We start from the raw sequence: 16,615 nt of genomic DNA, 5'->3' as shown, positions 1-16,615 counted from the left end.
CAGAACAGATAACAAGATAGCTGGGTAGCAAGTTTAGAAAATAAGTGTTTTTTAAAATACTGCTTATAAATCAAGGCTTTTGCCTTTGATTAAGTTACAAATAATCACCTGAGAAAGAAATTGTTGTTTTAAAGAAATTGATCTTTCTTAAATTTGTGAAAAAGGAAATTTTTAAAATCTATGTATAAAAAAATCAAAGTTCTCGGAAAGGTTCAAGGAGTGTTTTTTAGAAAATCTACCCAAGACAAGGCCAAAGAATTGGGCTTAAAAGGTTGGGTGAGAAATGAATCTGATGGATCTGTCATGACCATTATCCAAGGTGAAGAGGACCAGTTAAAATTGATGGAGGACTGGTTGAAGGTAGGGCCATCGAAATCACAAGTTTCAGAACTTATGGTCTTGGAAGAAGGCTACAATCTGAAATTCGATTCCTTTGAGATCAAACATGAATAAGAGAGAAAACTAGTGGATCTTTTTTTAAAATCAAGCGTCCTCAAATACCACCTGAAATCGAAGCTTATACTAAGCAAACAATTTAGGCGATTTTTAGCTTTAGCTCTCCTTTTCTTTTGATAATCTTAAGATCAAAAAACTCATTGATAAAGCTTTTGCAACGGTTTTCTGCAAATTCAGCTCTGTTTTCAGTATCAAAAAGCAAGGTCATTCTCAACATGCACTTGACATAAGATTCATGGGCACCTAGTTTTCTCAGCCAAAGCACAAAATGCTCCTGCCAATCTTCCTGGTATTTCTCCAAATGACTGCGCCCATCAAATAAAAACTCCAGTTGGTTGGAGCCATATTTGAATCTATATATACCTGACAACTGCTGATATATTACCCTAATTCTGTCTGTTGGAAAAGTCTTTGTTTCCAGAATTTGCTGGTAAGTACTTTCCACTAAGCCAAGAGGGTTGTAAAGGGATTTGTAAGATGCTTTAAGTTCGCTCACCATTATTTCCAATAGCTGTTCCTCCATGCCCGATTGAGCCTGTCTAAGGATATAGTTTTTATCTAAAGGAAATAGTTTTTGAATCATTACTCAGGTTAGCGAAAATTATGGCGCAAATTAAGTTTTTATGGGCAAAATCAAAAGAGAAAAATTGCACTTTTTTTGGATTGGGAATATTTGGTACAAATAGAAAAAGTAAAAAAATTGATAAATTCTATACGGTTATAATTCACCAAATAAAATACTAATTAAGTAAAAGGAATTCCTCGACCATGCTAATATTGACGTTCAAAACTTCGATTGTCAACTAGCATGGTCGAGGACAAATGGCTTCATTAATCAGGAAACTACACTCAGGGTTTCGATTTATCTGGCAGAACTATTCGAAATAGTGCTTCCAAAGAAAATACTATTCAAGAACAGTTTATTGGTGCCAAACCAAAAGGCACGGAAATTAGGATTGTCCACAAATCCAATCACCTTTCCTTTTCCATTGGCAGAAATCCGGATCATAGCCGTATTTTTCATCTGCTCCAGGTTAAATGGATAAACATAACCACTGGCCAAAGGATTATCTGTATAAATCAGAGGATTGGCGAAAGGATTATCAGAAGGTTCCATAAACTGGTTGCTATTCCTGAATGTGAACAGGTTCTCATCTTGATAACCATAGCCCAATGGATGAGTGAGGTCAAGATTCACTTTGAATATAGCTCCTCCAGTAACCTTGGAACCATGATCATTGGCCAGATCTGCATACCTTTTTTGCAGTGTGCTGTCTTCTTCCGTTTCATTTTTGAAGGTAAACTCTCCTATCTTGTTTTGATTGATCCAGTTCAGCGCTGAGCCTCTAGCGATCAATATACCACCATTTTTCACCCAGCTTTTTAGGGATTCTACTCCTGATTGATTGATAGCAGAGTAATTGCCATTCGGCATTACAATCACATTATATCGATGTAGGTCAGCAGCTGAAAAGAGGTTAGTTGGCAATAAGGTGATGGGCATTTCCATTCTTTGGTCCAACAGGTGCCAAATTTCACCAGCCTCACTGCTAGATACTCCATTATCCACCAAAACAGCTACTACAGGTTTTTGCAGTACAGAAATACTAGGAGAGCCTAAATTAACTCCACTTGTATATCCAGTATTAATAGCCGAAATGGTAATCCCCGTTTGCTGAGCAACTGCCTGCAAATCCTCAAAAAAGTCCTGGTCAGAGATATTGGATCTTCCCTTGTCAATGAGAATCGTTCCACGCCCAAACTTCTTGTCAGCCCCATCATCAAAGGCTTTGTGGCTGACCCTAAGGTTATATCCCTTTTCCATTAACTGGTACAAAGCTTTTGGGGCATAATATTCTCCCCATTCAAATGCATAGGCATAAGCTCCTGCGGCTCCTTTTAATTCTCCCATTGGATGCTGAGGGACTCTTCTTACCTCCTCTACATTTGCCAAGTTTAGAATCCTACTGCTGACAGCCATAAAACGCATATCAAAAGCCATCGGCAATGTCCAAGCTGAAACATCATAAAACAGGCTATCCTGGAAATCAGTCCTGGTTTCAAACATCCCTTTGATCAACCTATATTGAGGCTGGTTAAGTGGAACAATATAGGATTGATTGGCCTTAAAATCTATCCCATTGATATTGATATCCTCTTTGAGTCCATATACTTTAACATCATGCTGAAGGATCATATCAGCCAAATGGTTGGTTCTACCTTTGTCCTTTGGAGTACCAAATATATAAGCTTTATTAGTATCATTATCCGCTTCCTTTTTGGCATCCAGATAAAAATCCCTCATATAGCTGTTCAGTTCCTTTCTCATGGCTAAAGCTGCTTCAAAGGAAGATAAGGTCGCTGTAAATTGGTTTCTGATTGTAAAGGGAAAACTTAAAGGCCCATTGACACTTTCCTGTAAGTGTCCTCGAGAAGAAGCCTGCTCAAACAAAATACCTATCTGCCCCTGAACATCAGGATATGTGGAACCTTTACCGTAATAGAAATCATCATAACTTTCTTGGGTAAAATAAAGAGAGCCTATTTCATCCAAATATTTTGCATGATACTGGGCCACTTTTTCTGTCAATTCAAAATTCTTCCTTGGAGTAAGTGGATGAGTTCGGCTTGGAATCCCTGGTTGAAAGAAAAAGGTGCTATTGGTACCCATTTCATGAAAGTCCAATACCAGATTAGGTTTCCATTCCTGAATTTTTGCTATCCTACTTCTCGATTCAGGATGTTGAACAGGTAACCAGTCACGATTAAGGTCAAACCAATAATGATTGGTTCTTCCCCTTGGCCAGGCTTCATTCAGTTCCCTGTTCATCGGGTCACCGTTCATATGAATGCTCCTATTGGAGTTTACCCAAGAGGCAAAACGATTGATCCCATCAGGATTGATTCCTGGCTCAATTAAAATCACAATATTCTGTAGCTGTTCATCCAGTTCATTGGCTGCAGCAAAATGGTAAGCGGCCAGTAAAGAGGCATTTACCCCACTTGGCTCATTGCCATGAACGGAGTACCCCATATAGGCTACCACAGGTATATTTTCGATATCGACATCTCCTGATTGTGAAGGGTCTCTTAACTGAGAGCGCTGAAATTTAATGGCATTTAACCTATTTAAGTTGTCAGGATGGCTGATTGTCAGCATCATCAAAGGCCTGTTTTCATAGGTTCTGCCAGTAATTTCCAAATTTACCCGGTCAGATGCTGCCGCCAATTTTTCCATGTACATATAAATCTGATCATGGCTGACATGCCATTCCCCTATTTCAAAGCCAAGTACGGAAGCGGGCGTGGGGATGTCCGGATTATAACTGTATCCTGGTTTGAGATAATAGGATAAATCTATATCTTCTTGCGCTGTGGCTGAAAGAGCCATAAGCCCAAAAACCAGGGTAAATATTCTTTTGATCATAGGATTAAATTTTTGGGGGTTGAGATCCATGGGCTCAAAGCTCCTTAAAATTCTCATAAAAATTAGGTAAATTCATTTTCAAGGTAAAATAAACTATTTAAAAGTTAATATTCTTATTTAGACAGATACTCACCTATGTTAGGATTAGGTTCCATTGGAGTTATTATTTATGTTTTTACAATCTTTGATGTCATCAACAGTCGCTTTCACAAAGATAAGGATAAAGTTACCTGGTTGATAATCGTAGCCATCTTGCCTGGCCTAGGAACCTTATTGTGGTTTTTGATAGGGAAAGGACGAGCTTATTTATGATTTGCAAGATATTAGGAATAGAGGTCCTTGAGTGCATGGTCTATTTCAGTGAATTTAAACTTATAACCCGAGCTGATGATTTTATCGGCAGAAACTTTATTTCCACCTAATATCATTCCAGCCATTTCCCCAAGTACTATCTTCAACAAAAAACCTGGTACCTGCAGACTTACAAATGGCTTCCTGCTGTATTTTGCTGCTTTTTGGGTCAATTCCTTATTGCTTACAGGAATGGGAGAAACGGCATTGTAGGAACCCTTTAAGTTTTTATGTTCTAATGCGTGAATAAACATATCCACCAAATCCTGAATATGGATCCAACTCATAAATTGATTGCCGCTGCCTAGTGGAGCTGCCACAGGTGGCTGAAGCATTTTAGCTAAGGCCCCACCTCCTTTTGCCAATACCACCCCGGTTCTCAGCGCAACAGTTCTGATACCAAGACTATTGAATTGGTTCACTGACCTTTCCCATTTTATGACTACCTCTGATAAAAAATCATTTCCAGGAGGATCCTCCTCGGTAAGCCACCGATCACCATTGTCCAAGCCATAATAATTGGCTCCGCTGGCAGAGACCATCACTTCCGGCCTGTTTTCCACAGTCCTCAATTGGTCAAAAATCAACTGGGCAGAAAGTGTCCGACTTTCCAAAATCAGCCTTTTTCTGGTCGGTGACCATCTTTTTTCTGCCACATCCGCCCCTGCCAAATGGATGATGGCATCCGCCCATTCCAAGGAGTTAAGGTCGATTTCTTGCTTTCGAATATCCCATCCAAAGGATTTTTGCGTTTGTTTTTCAGGGGTACGGCTTAGCCAGGCCACATGGTAGCCCTTTTCTTCCAATGCCTTGGTGAGCCTTTGTCCTACTAATCCAGATCCTCCGGTGATCAAAATATTTTTCATAACAGCTTTTTGTTCAATAACTATACCGATCAATTTAAGTTAAGAAAAAAGTCTATATTTGCCTCAGGTGATGGGGTACCACCTTTAACCGCTCTGATTTTTCAGCGCTGATGACTCCTACTTCAACTCATCCGAAATTCTAATTTACACTGATATTCCTATGTTGGAGAGGGCACGAGAATTGATACATTTTAAGCGTTTTATCCAAACCGAATTTTATCCAAGTTTAGTCTATACCATAAAATGGTTGGTTTTGGCCATTTTTATTGGATTGCTGGTGGGCTCTGCCTCTGCATTTTTCCTTTTTGCCCTGCAGTGGACTACAGAATACAGAGAAGCAAATTTATACATTATTGCTTTATTGCCCTTGGGAGGCTTACTCATTGGCTGGGTATATTATCGGTTTGGAGAATCGGTAGTAAAAGGTAACAACCAGTTGTTGGAAGAATTTTATAATCCATTAAAACCCATCCCACTCCGAATGGCTCCCTTGGTGTTGTTTGGAACGATTGCTACCCATCTATTTGGCGGTTCGGCAGGCCGAGAGGGAACAGCTGTCCAAATGGGCGGAGCCATTGCTGATCAATTTACCAAATGGTTCAAATTAAAACCCATTGACCGTAAAACTGTCATTACCCTAGGAGTGGCAGCAGGGTTTGCTTCAGTATTTGGAACACCACTGGCAGGGGCAATTTTTGCTTTGGAGTGGCTGATGATTGGCAGGGTAAGGTATGAATCCATTTTACCGGCCTTTTTGGGGGCTTATGTAGCTGATTATGCCTGTACGGACTTTTGGGCTGCCCACCATACTCATTATGAAATCCCTTTTATCCCAGACTTAAATTTGGCCAATGTACTCTGGATTATACCGGCAGGAATCTGTTTTGGTTTGGCAGGCAGGTTATTTGCCAAGGCGACCACTTTCTGGGCTGAGATTTTCAAAAAACTCATTCATTATCCACCTTTGAGGCCTGTGGTGGGCGGTGCTATGGTGGCCATATTGGTGTTTTTGATTGGCACTACCAAATATATAGGACTGGGAGTCCCCACTATTGTAGAGGCCTTCAATGCGGAATTACCTTGGTATGATTTCCTTGCCAAAATAGGCTTTACTTCATTGACCTTGGGCGCTGGCTTTAAAGGGGGAGAAGTAACCCCATTATTCTATACCGGTGCGACCTTGGGAAATATATTGTCTGGAGTTATTCCACTACCCATGGCCTTATTGGCAGGAATGGGATTTGTGGCAGTATTTTCAGGAGCGACAAATACGCCTTTGTCTTGCACCCTGATGGGAATAGAACTTTTCGGAGCAGAAAGCGGGGTTTATGTGGGCTTGGCATGCGTAGTGGCCTATTTGTTTAGCGGCCATTCAGGAATCTACGGTTCCCAGGTAATTGGATCTCCAAAGCACAGTTCTTTGGAGCATAGCAAAGGCAAAAGCCTGGGAAAACTGGAATAATGCGAAATGCAAATTCCTAGAAACTTATATCATCAATAAGTCAAAGAAATACGGTTATTCTAAAATACATTTGGAACAAAAATAGTTTTGAATTATATTTAACTATATTCATAGTTAAATTTTTACAATATGTTTTCATATCGCTTTTTAACAAGCATAGGTGTTTTTTGTGTAGCTACTTATATCATGTCTTGCAGTTCGAAATCAATAGACAAAGAACTTGTGATAATTTCTCCGAATAAAATAGAAAAGGATAGCTTGCCTTTCCTAGTTGATGACATAATTCCCCTCAAAACCATTTCCGAAAATCTATTAAGTACCCAGCTACAAATTAGGAGGTACAAAGGAGGATATCTAATAAAAGATAAACGGCAAAGTGGAAAGGGCGCATCTCAATTCAGTATTCATCATTTTGATAGAAAGGGAAACTATAAAGGAAAAATCGTTTCAGTCGGGGAAGGGCCAAATGAACTACCCAATATTAAAGATTTTATTGTTGACAATGATCAGGTGGAAATATTGGTATCAAAAGGTCAAGAAACTTTTATTGAAATTTGTTCACTTTCAGGAAGCAAAATAGCGACCAAGAAGTTTAATTTTTTGGCCGATACCTTTACTAAAAAACCGAATGGAAATTACCTTTTTTATGGTGGTTACAATGCACCACTGGTACAGGACAGGCTTATTGAAACTGATCAAAATGGTAATATTTTAGCTTCTTATTTACCCAATGACTATACAGGAAAATTGATTCCTGTTCAGGAGAAAAACTTTACCAATTATGATGAAAAGATTTATTTCAAAGAAGCGTTTAACCCTCAAGTTTATACTGTTTCCGACACCTTGAAACCCTCCTTTGCATTTAATTCCAGCTCTTTTTCACCCCCATCAGAATTTTGGGATTTAGATTTTATGGAAGGTTTCCAATTGATCAATGAAAAAGGCTTTGCATTTGTTGAAGATTATTTGGAGAATAAAGATTGGGTCCTATTTCATATTTCAATCCAGAAGCAAGGGGAGATGAAACATGAACTAATCTTATACAACAAACATACGGGAGCATTGAGAAGAAATGAGCTCACGGAAACATCCCTTTGGTACAAGCCTATAGGTTTTGACGAAAACAGTGGGAAATTTATGTTTTTGGTCCATCCACAAGTTTTAATGGAAGCAGCAACATTAAGGGCCCACTCCCGTGTCTTATCAGACATTGAAGTGGATGATAACCCTGTTATAGTGTTTGCTTCAATCGAGGACTAAATGACTACAACGAACCCCGATCTATAAATCTAAATATATTTGGAACTAGCTCCTGCTTATGTTTTTTGATCATATAGGCTGCTGACTCTGCCATCAGTTCAAAGTCTGTGGATATCACTGTAATTTCAAATAGTTCCTTTAGCGGGGTGTCATTATAGGAAACCACGCCAATATCCTTACCAATTTCAAATTGCCTATCACGTGTTTGCTTCACCAAGCTGACCAGGTCATTTTCATCAATAATGATATAGGCATCTTTTTCCTGTAATTCCATGTCTGGATAAATCTTGTCAAGGACCTCTGCATCAAAATCATGGGTATTACAAAAATTCAAAAAACCTTGCATGATTTCTTTTGGATAGGGATAGATCAGATTATCAGGGAATGCCAGAATAAGCTTATTATATTTCTTTAGTTTTTGTAAAGCTTCTTCCATGGCTTGATATATATCCTGCTTGAAATCCTGATAGATACAGGCAATATCCTCTCCCAATTCCGGTAAGTAGTTATCCATGATCACCAATTTGTCCGTTGGAATTTTCTTCAGACATTCCAGAACTTGCTCATTGCAATGAATATGAGCATGATTCACAGCGTCCTTTTTAAAATGAGGCATCAGTACAAAATGGTCATAAGCTCCTATATTCTCTTCCAAAATATTTACCAATAGTTGGGAATCACAGTGATAAATACGCAGGTCAATCTGGTTGTCTGAGCCCATGCTGTTGACAAAAGTATTGAAGATCTCCAGTTTATAGTTACTGAGTTTATTAAGTATAAACAGTGTTTTATGGTTAGAACTGTTTACTGCTTTGTTTACATAAAAACCTTTGCTGACCACTGAAGTAATAATCTTCTTTTCACGAAGAAGATTATAGGCCCTCACTACTGTATCGCGGCTAAGATAATATTCCTCACTGATATCGTTGATGGAAGGAAGTTTATCACCTACCATCAGAGCCCCACTTTCTATATTCTTAATAATGGAATCTACAATTTGCTGGTATTTTGGGATTCTGGATTTACCATCAATTTTAAGTAAGAGGTTTTTTTCAACTAAAATCATAATTTTGGGAGTTTGTTAACAATAAAACATAATTCTACATGCACGATATCGAAGTATCGCAAGGTTTAGAATTAAAATAAGCTTAGGGTTAACTACTCTTTGGCAAGCACAAATGCTTGCCATAAATGATTATATTCTGTTCTTTTATTCAGAAAACAGATCTGAAATCCACTGGTCACTCAATTCCAACCAACGGGAGGCATTTCCATGACTTTCAACATTTCCTCTACCGTATCCATGCCCTCCCTTTTCAAATAGGTGAAGTTCGCTTTTGATGCCCTCCTGATTAAGTGCTTTGGCATACCTGATGGAATTTTCTGCAGGTACAGCAGTATCATCCCAGCTATGGACTAAAAAAGCGGGAGGTGTAGTATTCTTTATTTGTGTTTCATTGGAGAAGTAATTTTCAAGATCTGAGTTGAGCTTTTCACCCAACAAATTATGTCTTGATCCCTGATGGGTAATGCTCGTATCCATACTGATAACTGGATAGACCAAAACACTAAAATCAGGCCTTGAACTAGGTTGTTTGTCCTGGGTAGGATGGTTATGAACAGAAACGGATGAGGCAAGGTGGCCTCCTGCTGAGAAACCTAAAACACCAATCTTATCGCTGTCATAATCCCATTTTTTTGCCTTTCTTCTCAAAAAACGAATACCTTCTTCTGCATCCATCAAAGGCACATTCCAAGACTCATTAAGGAGAGCTTCTTCAGGTAGCCTATATTTAAGTACCGCTGCAGTATATCCTCTCTCGCTGTACCATCTGGCTATCTGATGCCCTTCATGCTGAATAGCAATGATTCCATATCCCCCTCCTGGGCATATCAAAATGGCCTTTCTATTGCTCGCTGTTTTTTGCGGCCTATAAACTGTTATCTGGGGAGTGGCTACCCTTTCTATTCTTCCACCATTACCAATTACATCCTTGTCCAAAAGTGCCTTTGTATTAGGGGCATCTCCTGAATAAAGAGGGAATGTCTCTTGCTGCGCACTACAAATAATGGGGATTGCCAACAAGATAATGGCTATTATGTACTGAATTTTAGGCATTGGGTTATATTGATTTACTTTGGAAGTCCAAAATATAGGAATTTTAGCTTTGTCAAGGAAGACTTATTTTCTACAAAGTATTGAAAAAGCTGCTTTAAATCTGGGCTTCCTGTTTTTTATTCATCCATTTTGGCGCGGTAAGAAACCATACCACTGTACCAACAAACATGAGTATTTTGCAAAGATCTGCTGTGATCGAGCCTGAAAACACCAAAAATGATGGCACTATGTTCAGTCCTAATGCGATAAAGGAGATGATCTTATATATATTGTTCATAATCAGGTTATTTCAGTTGATAGGAACTGTTTTTCTTGTTTTTGTAACTACTGATGGACTTGCCACCTCTTTATAGTTTCTTTGTACCAGCTTACTACTGACCAAATAAACGATTACTGCCACAAACCAGCCAGGCAGTCCTAAGAAGAAGATCTCAATTTCTCCAAAGAAATTGAGACCTACACAGAATATCAAAGTGACTAGCCATGTAATACCTACTGCTGGATTAAAAGAGCTTTTATTGAATTCTGCAAAATTTGATTTCAGTCCTATTTTTGGTAAAAGGAAAATATCAATAAAGACAACAGCACCTAATGGCATCAATACTAAACCATAAAGGGCCACAAAGTCCAATAGCTGCATCATTAATGCCGGGAAACAAGCTGCAATCGTCGTGATCAAGCCTACAAACAAAGTCACTTTCCATGTTTTCCACTTGGGATTGATGGATTGTATGGCTAAACCAGCCCGATACAAAGTAGGGTTTGCAGTCGTCCAGCCAGCGATGATCACACAGATGGCCCCAGCAATCCCCACGGCTTCATAGGCAATTGGTCCAGGCGCAAACACCAAACTATTGTCTGACTCCAACAGGAACAAAGAATATAGGATACCTGAAGCGATCCAAGCAACATAATGTCCTAAAAACACGCCTGTAGAGGTTGCAAAACCAGCCGTCCATTTTTTTGCATATCTTAAGATGGACATATCTGCCATCCCTATGTGCATGGCCATATTGCAGAACCATGCGAAAAACATGATATGCCAAAAGGTGAACTTCGTATTTCCCTCCAAAGGCTGACCTGACCAGATAGTCTCTTTGGCTACAGGCCAAAAGTCACTGATGGAGTTGATCCCCAATCGCGGCAAAACTGTCACAGCAGCTGCAACAAAAATCATGATCATCCAAGGGGCTGCAATATTGGCAAATTTCACCACTTGGTTAAAGCCAAACATGGCGATGACTGTGGTAATGGTCCCAACTGCAAAAACAGTGATGACAAAACCCACACTCGTAGGAAGGTTATCATTGAGGGCTGGCATGGCCATGTCAAAAGGAATGCCCACAGCCGTTGCTGCCACTGTAATCATGGCTCCGGCCAAAAAACAAAATGCCACTGCATTGACCAAATTATAAATCATGGTAAATCGACTACCTGCAATCTTTTCAAGTTGAAAATATAGCGTGAGCCGGGTTTTAGTAGCCGCCTTCCCCGTTAAAAAAGCCCAGCTTAATACAGCTAAAATATTCCCAATCAAAAGTCCTGTCACCAAATCAATGGCACTCGCCCCATGGGCGACAAATAGGGGGCCTAAAACAAACTCGGTTCCTGCTGTGTGTTCACCTGCATAAGTTCCAATAAAGCTTTTCCAGCTTTTTAGCTCATGCTTTGGGATAGGCTCTCTTTCATGTTCATTAACAGCTTCTAGCTTCTTTACTAGGTTACTTTTTTGGGACATATTTCTATTTTTACGTATTCTGGGTAATTGTGAAAATAAAAAAGTTCAAAGAAACAGCTGTCCTGTACTGTTATGGACGATAGTCAAATCCTAACATTAAATGGAGCCCCGGTCAATAAAGTTAAAGACATTTTTCACCACTTCCTTTTTATGCTTCTTAATCATATAGGCCGCAGTTTCTCCCATAACCTTAAAATCCGTAGACATGACTGTAATCCCCAGTAGTTCCTTCAATGGCGTATCATTATAGGAAATCACCCCTATATCTTCTCCAAGTTCAAAGTCTTTTTCCCTGATCTGCTTGATCAAATTAATCAGGTCATTTTCCTCAATAATTATATAAGCATCATGTTGGTCCAGTTCCATATCGGCATATATGGTATCAATGATCTCAAAGTTGATATCAAATTCCACACAAAACTTTTTAAAGCCTTGTTTAATTTCGCTTGGATAAGGATATATGACTTTATCTGGATATACTAAAATTAGCTTGCCATATTTTTTAATCCTGGCAAGGCCCTCTTTCAGCGCCTGGTAAATGTCCATTTTAAAATCCTGATAAATCGCTGCCGTCTCCAAACCGGCATCTGGGAGGTAATTGTCCATGATGATCACCTTTTCAGAAGGAATATCAGTTATACTTTTGATTACTTCCTGATCATAATTCAGATGGTTTAATTCCTTATCCTTAAAATGGGGCATAATGACATAATAATCATAGGCACCCTTATTCTCCTTTAAGAGGTTAATTAGATTCTTTGGATCGCAGTGATAAACATTTAAATCCACTTGGGAATCAGGCCCCAAGCTATTAACGAATGAATTATAAATCCGCAGTTTATAATTAGATAGCTTATTGAGTAAAAAAAGTACTTTGGTTTGGGACTGCGAGACGTTTCTGGCTACATAATAGCCTTTTCCTTTTACCGAAATAATGATTTTCTTTTTCTTAAGCAGGCTATAGGCTTTTTCTACAGTGTCCCTGGACAGGTAATGTCCTTCACTGATTTCGTTGATAGAGGGGATTTTTTCTCCAACTGAAAGTGCTCCCTTTTCAATGTCCTCGATGATGGAATTGATGATTTGCTGGTATTTAGGAATCCTTGATTCAGAATCGATTCTTATGGAAGATGAACTTGCGATCATTTCGGAATTTAGGTTAATAATGGCAATAAATTCTAAGATATAGATAAAGGACCAAACTTTACAACGACTGAAAAATAATTTTATAAGTGGCTTGGCAAGACTTTTTTTCTAGCTCTAATCTAATTTGGTAGTTCTTGATCAAAAAAACAGATAGTAGAAACCCGGTGGAATCAAAGTGGATAATGGAATTACAGCAGTAAGGAATTAGTCCTAAGCAAATGATCTATAATGACTATTTAGGGATTAAACTTTTTTATATTTTAGCCTAATAGCTTAGTGAGGACATTTAAGATTTTCTTTCGTAACTATTTTTAATTCAACCTATTAGATGACTGGCGTAATGCTTATATTGTATAATACTAAACCCAGTTTTCTTTTTGGGGTGAAATTTTGAGCATTGCTGCTATCATTTAGTAATTATCGGGTTTGTTGTAAATCTTTTTGCTAAGGTTAAATGGACTTCAAATATGTTACTATTGATCTAGAATAGGTTTTGATGAATCCTAAAGTCTAAAAATTCTCGAAATTAAGGTTTTCCTCCATTTTCAAAATACTTGCTTGGAGTCAATACAGAAGCGAAATTGATCAATTTAAACTAAATAATTAAATTATGGAACCCGAAAAAACACTTTATGAGCGACTTGGGAGAATAGAAGGTATCACTAAGTTGGTGGATGATATTGTAGAGGGTCATATGACCAATCCCTCTGTAAAAGCTCGGTTTTTACCCTTAAAGGATGATCCCAAGCATTTTGCTGAAGTAAGGCAGCATCTTATAAATTTCCTTGCATCCGGAAGCGGAGGGCCTGAAGAGTATACTGGTAAGGATATGGTCAAAGCCCACACGGGAATGAATATATCAAAGGGAGAATATATGGATGTGATGGATGATATTATGGCGGCCTTAGCAAAAAATAATATTGATGAGCAATCCCAAAAAGATGTGCTAGCTATAGCATATTCTTTGAAAGGTCAGATGATTGGTTTATAGTTGGTCACCAAGAAATGCAACATGGCCCCCTGAATTCATCTGAAAATTAGGTCTGTTGTTATTCAATAGATATTAGGGCTCGAATTCACTTTTTAGTGTACAGCTCACAAGAAAGTGAATCCACCAAAAGAGAAACAGTTACTCGGTCAAAGCTCAATAGCAATGGAGTTATCCTCCTTAAAACTGGAAGTTTCTTCTAAAAACCGACTTTGTTATCGGATTTTATGAAGTGCAGAGCAATCCAAAAAGTGTAGTATTTCTATGATTGATGTCTTTGAGTCATTTGGCTGCTCAGATCTATTGCAAATGACAGAAATTTTCCAAAGGAAGATCAGGTGAGGACGCCGGCTACAATATCAAACATTATCCTGTAGTGGCTCAATTGGCAACTTCTAAGCTGATCAATAGGGTTATTTTTTATTTAAAGGTATATTCGCAGTCTCAAAGCCCTAATCCCGTTAAATGATCTAAGTTGTACATTGATCATCATTACTAAATAGAAAATGAAAAAGATTACCGCATCGGTACTGGCATTAATGTGTCTGTTTGGGTGCAATGAAAGTCCTGAGAAACAAAATGCTTCATTAAATTTTGATCCTACCGAAATAGAGACCGATCCTTTGGTGGTAGAGAACCTGGAAAAGTTCCAAGATAAAAAATTTGGGTTCTTCGTTCATTGGGGAGTTTATAGTCAATGGGGTGCTGTAGCCTCTTGGCCGCTGATCAAAAATTTTGAAGACACCAGGGAAGTTGGTCCTGCTTTTGCTGAGCGAGACCATGATTTTGACCGTTATTTTGAGGATTACTATAATCTCAATAAGACCTTTAATCCCCAAAAGTTCGATCCTGAACAATGGGCGAATGCCGCAAAATCTGCTGGAATGAAATACTTTATCATGGTCACCAAACACCATGATGGCTTTTGCCTCTTTGACACCAAGCAAACTGATTTTAGCACTACCGGGGAAGACTGTCCATTTCATACTAATAAAGAGGCCAATATCACCAAAGTGCTTTTTGACGCATTCCGGGACAAGGGAATCAGTGTGGGCACTTATTTTTCCAAACCTGATTGGAGCAATAAAGATTATTGGGCGCCAGAGTTTCCCATAACCGACCACAGTGTCAATTATGACCCAAGGGAATACCCTGAGAAGTGGAATAACTTCAAAGAGTTTACCTATAAGCAAATTCAAGAGTTGATGACCGAGTATGGACCTATTGATATTTTGTGGCTGGATGGTGCACAGGTATTGCCTGTGGCCAATCAGGATATTGATATGGACCGTATTGCCAAGATGGCAAGAAAAAATCAGCCTGGTTTGATCGTTGTTGATCGACTTGCAGGAGGTCGGCATGAAAATTATATGTCTCCTGAGGGTTTACATCACCTACCTGAAAAACCGTTACCAAAACCTTGGGAACTTTGCATGTCATTGGGAGAGGGATGGTCGCACCGGATCAACGATAAATTCAAATCCTCCAATGAAATTATCGATATTTTAATTGAAGTAGTGGCCAAAGGAGGAAATCTTCTACTCGATGTGGGACCTCCCGCAAGTGGAGAAATCCCTGAAGCGGCCTTGCAAAGTATGGAAAAAATAGGTGGCTGGCTAAAGGTCAATGGGGAAGGGATTTATGAGACCAGAAGCTTTGACTACTTTAAGGAAAACGAGCAGATTTACTATACCAGAAGCAAAGATGGAAATACGATTTATGCCCTTTGTTTAGACTGGCCTGGCAATAGTTTAGAACTAACCAAAGTAATCCCCAATACAGGTTCCACTATTCAGCTTTTGGGTTCCGATCAGGATTTGGAATGGACTTATGAAAATGAGTTGTTAACCATTGAAACACCAGATAAACTTAGAAATAGCTTGAATCAGGACCTTCAACAGGCCTATGTATTCCAAATTGAAGGAAGCCCAGCAAAAACACTGGAGGCGATAAAAGTAAAAAGCGTTAATATGCCTCAAGAAGATACTTACCTGTTTGATGATAAATATATCTTTTCACTGGAAAGCAGCACCCCAGCGGCTAAAATCTATTATACCCTTGATGGCACTGAACCTTCCGAGAAATCGAAGGTCTATACTGAGCCAATAACCATAGATGAGAGCACGACTATTAAGGCTTTTGCCCAACAACAAGGTTATGCAGATAGCCCAAAGCTGAGCAAGGATGTCATCAAGGTCAAAAAGCCAGTGCAGGTATCTTTAGAATATAAATGGAATAATGTTGGGGGAAATTTGTCAACTGATGTTTTGGTTGACTTCAACAGAGGATCCATCGATTATAGTTCGGGAGATTGGCTGGGATTTGAAGGGAATGATTTTAATACTACTTTAGATTTAGGCACGGAGACTTCTATCCATAAAATTTCCGTGGGCTTTTTAAAAAATGTCTTTGAATCTGTTTTTGTTCCGGATTCGGTTAATTTCCATATTTCCAATGATGGAAAACATTATGAATTAGCAGGCACCGTAAAACATCAAATATCTCCATTTGCTATGGAGGTATATGTGAAAGATTATGTATTGGACAGCATCAATCATACTGCAAGGTATCTCAAGATCGAAGGTATTAACATAAAGACTTGTCCCCATCCACATTTTAACTCAGGAGGTAAGGCTTGGCTATATGTCGATGAAATTATTATAGAATAAAAAAAGAAGAGGCTGTCTCAAAACAAGAGTTAAAAAAGCGAGATAGTCGATTTTAGCCAATAGAGGCCGATTAATGAAAATCGGCCTCTATTTTTTTTGACTTACAGTCAATTCAGCTCTGGATTCTTTGTTT

The 16,615-nt window shown here is 38.8% G+C and carries 14 protein-coding genes and 1 riboswitch; of the genes, 6 read left to right on the top strand and 8 right to left on the bottom strand.

Annotated elements, in window-relative coordinates; translation table 11 throughout:
- The first annotated feature begins 180 nt into the window (after positions 1-180).
- The gene (locus KMW37_RS21130) at positions 181-453 is read left to right on the top strand and encodes an acylphosphatase (protein WP_215226637.1); all 273 of its coding nucleotides are present in this window, start codon (positions 181-183) and stop codon (positions 451-453) included.
- Positions 454-535: 82 nt separating this feature from the next.
- Here KMW37_RS21130 and KMW37_RS21125 read toward each other — a convergent pair whose 3' ends face one another.
- Both KMW37_RS21125 and KMW37_RS21120 read right to left on the bottom strand, forming a co-directional pair.
- Positions 536-1,039 carry a hypothetical protein gene (locus KMW37_RS21125; protein ID WP_215226636.1) on the bottom strand — a complete coding sequence of 168 codons (504 nt, stop codon included), beginning with the start codon at positions 1,037-1,039 and terminating at the stop codon, positions 536-538.
- A gap of 279 nt (positions 1,040-1,318) precedes the next feature.
- Positions 1,319-3,883, bottom strand: a complete 2,565-nt coding sequence (locus KMW37_RS21120) for a M14 metallopeptidase family protein (protein ID WP_215226635.1) — start codon at positions 3,881-3,883, stop codon at positions 1,319-1,321.
- 135 nt (positions 3,884-4,018) lie between these two features.
- Here KMW37_RS21120 and KMW37_RS21115 point away from each other — a divergent pair, with 135 nt between their 5' ends.
- Positions 4,019-4,195: a PLDc N-terminal domain-containing protein gene (locus KMW37_RS21115; protein ID WP_215226634.1), complete on the top strand. Its 177-nt coding sequence runs from the start codon at positions 4,019-4,021 to the stop codon at positions 4,193-4,195.
- An 11-nt stretch (positions 4,196-4,206) separates the two neighbouring features.
- Here the strand turns inward: KMW37_RS21115 and KMW37_RS21110 are convergent, their stop codons facing one another.
- Complete coding sequence (locus KMW37_RS21110) at positions 4,207-5,100, bottom strand: TIGR01777 family oxidoreductase (RefSeq protein ID WP_215226633.1); 894 nt, start codon at positions 5,098-5,100, stop codon at positions 4,207-4,209.
- 57 nt (positions 5,101-5,157) lie between these two features.
- A riboswitch (Fluoride riboswitch) is annotated at positions 5,158-5,227 on the top strand.
- Between the two features lie 33 nt (positions 5,228-5,260).
- Here KMW37_RS21110 and KMW37_RS21105 point away from each other — a divergent pair.
- Both KMW37_RS21105 and KMW37_RS21100 read left to right on the top strand, forming a co-directional pair.
- Entirely contained in the window at positions 5,261-6,562 is a 1,302-nt protein-coding gene (locus tag KMW37_RS21105) for a voltage-gated chloride channel family protein (RefSeq protein WP_215226632.1), read from the top strand.
- A gap of 129 nt (positions 6,563-6,691) precedes the next feature.
- Positions 6,692-7,822: a 6-bladed beta-propeller gene (locus KMW37_RS21100; protein ID WP_215226631.1), complete on the top strand. Its 1,131-nt coding sequence runs from the start codon at positions 6,692-6,694 to the stop codon at positions 7,820-7,822.
- A 4-nt stretch (positions 7,823-7,826) separates the two neighbouring features.
- Here KMW37_RS21100 and KMW37_RS21095 read toward each other — a convergent pair whose 3' ends face one another.
- The 5 genes from KMW37_RS21095 to KMW37_RS21075 form a co-directional block, all read right to left on the bottom strand.
- Entirely contained in the window at positions 7,827-8,888 is a 1,062-nt protein-coding gene (locus KMW37_RS21095) for a GntR family transcriptional regulator (protein WP_215226630.1), read from the bottom strand.
- 144 nt (positions 8,889-9,032) lie between these two features.
- Entirely contained in the window at positions 9,033-9,941 is a 909-nt protein-coding gene (locus KMW37_RS21090; protein ID WP_215226629.1) for an alpha/beta hydrolase, read from the bottom strand.
- A gap of 94 nt (positions 9,942-10,035) precedes the next feature.
- Positions 10,036-10,218, bottom strand: coding sequence for a hypothetical protein (locus KMW37_RS21085; protein ID WP_215226628.1), 183 nt, complete (start codon positions 10,216-10,218; stop codon positions 10,036-10,038).
- A 12-nt stretch (positions 10,219-10,230) separates the two neighbouring features.
- Positions 10,231-11,679, bottom strand: a complete 1,449-nt coding sequence (locus KMW37_RS21080) for a purine-cytosine permease family protein (RefSeq protein ID WP_246581593.1) — start codon at positions 11,677-11,679, stop codon at positions 10,231-10,233.
- A gap of 96 nt (positions 11,680-11,775) precedes the next feature.
- Complete coding sequence (locus tag KMW37_RS21075; protein ID WP_215226627.1) at positions 11,776-12,825, bottom strand: GntR family transcriptional regulator; 1,050 nt, start codon at positions 12,823-12,825, stop codon at positions 11,776-11,778.
- Between the two features lie 610 nt (positions 12,826-13,435).
- Here KMW37_RS21075 and KMW37_RS21070 point away from each other — a divergent pair.
- Together KMW37_RS21070 and KMW37_RS21065 are read left to right on the top strand one after the other, a co-directional pair.
- Entirely contained in the window at positions 13,436-13,816 is a 381-nt protein-coding gene (locus tag KMW37_RS21070) for a group I truncated hemoglobin (RefSeq protein ID WP_215226626.1), read from the top strand.
- 503 nt (positions 13,817-14,319) lie between these two features.
- Positions 14,320-16,482, top strand: coding sequence for an alpha-L-fucosidase (locus KMW37_RS21065; protein WP_215226625.1), 2,163 nt, complete (start codon positions 14,320-14,322; stop codon positions 16,480-16,482).
- The last annotated feature ends 133 nt before the right edge of the window (positions 16,483-16,615 follow it).

Origin of the sequence: Echinicola shivajiensis (assembly GCF_018642165.1) — a bacterium.
In the GTDB taxonomy this organism is placed as follows: Bacteria; Bacteroidota; Bacteroidia; order Cytophagales; family Cyclobacteriaceae; genus Echinicola; species Echinicola shivajiensis.
This window is presented reverse-complemented; position numbering and strand designations above follow the sequence as displayed.

Bases quoted from the DNA above. Each gene is read 5' to 3' on its own strand.
- KMW37_RS21130 (WP_215226637.1), top strand. From the start codon at position 181: ATGTATAAAAAAATCAAAGTTCTCGGAAAGGTTCAAGGAGTGTTTTTT.
- KMW37_RS21125 (WP_215226636.1), bottom strand. From the start codon at position 1,039: ATGATTCAAAAACTATTTCCTTTAGATAAAAACTATATCCTTAGACAG.
- KMW37_RS21120 (WP_215226635.1), bottom strand. From the start codon at position 3,883: ATGATCAAAAGAATATTTACCCTGGTTTTTGGGCTTATGGCTCTTTCA.
- KMW37_RS21115 (WP_215226634.1), top strand. From the start codon at position 4,019: ATGTTAGGATTAGGTTCCATTGGAGTTATTATTTATGTTTTTACAATC.
- KMW37_RS21110 (WP_215226633.1), bottom strand. From the start codon at position 5,100: ATGAAAAATATTTTGATCACCGGAGGATCTGGATTAGTAGGACAAAGG.
- KMW37_RS21105 (WP_215226632.1), top strand. From the start codon at position 5,261: ATGTTGGAGAGGGCACGAGAATTGATACATTTTAAGCGTTTTATCCAA.
- KMW37_RS21100 (WP_215226631.1), top strand. From the start codon at position 6,692: ATGTTTTCATATCGCTTTTTAACAAGCATAGGTGTTTTTTGTGTAGCT.
- KMW37_RS21095 (WP_215226630.1), bottom strand. From the start codon at position 8,888: ATGATTTTAGTTGAAAAAAACCTCTTACTTAAAATTGATGGTAAATCC.
- KMW37_RS21090 (WP_215226629.1), bottom strand. From the start codon at position 9,941: ATGCCTAAAATTCAGTACATAATAGCCATTATCTTGTTGGCAATCCCC.
- KMW37_RS21085 (WP_215226628.1), bottom strand. From the start codon at position 10,218: ATGAACAATATATATAAGATCATCTCCTTTATCGCATTAGGACTGAAC.
- KMW37_RS21080 (WP_246581593.1), bottom strand. From the start codon at position 11,679: ATGTCCCAAAAAAGTAACCTAGTAAAGAAGCTAGAAGCTGTTAATGAA.
- KMW37_RS21075 (WP_215226627.1), bottom strand. From the start codon at position 12,825: ATGATCGCAAGTTCATCTTCCATAAGAATCGATTCTGAATCAAGGATT.
- KMW37_RS21070 (WP_215226626.1), top strand. From the start codon at position 13,436: ATGGAACCCGAAAAAACACTTTATGAGCGACTTGGGAGAATAGAAGGT.
- KMW37_RS21065 (WP_215226625.1), top strand. From the start codon at position 14,320: ATGAAAAAGATTACCGCATCGGTACTGGCATTAATGTGTCTGTTTGGG.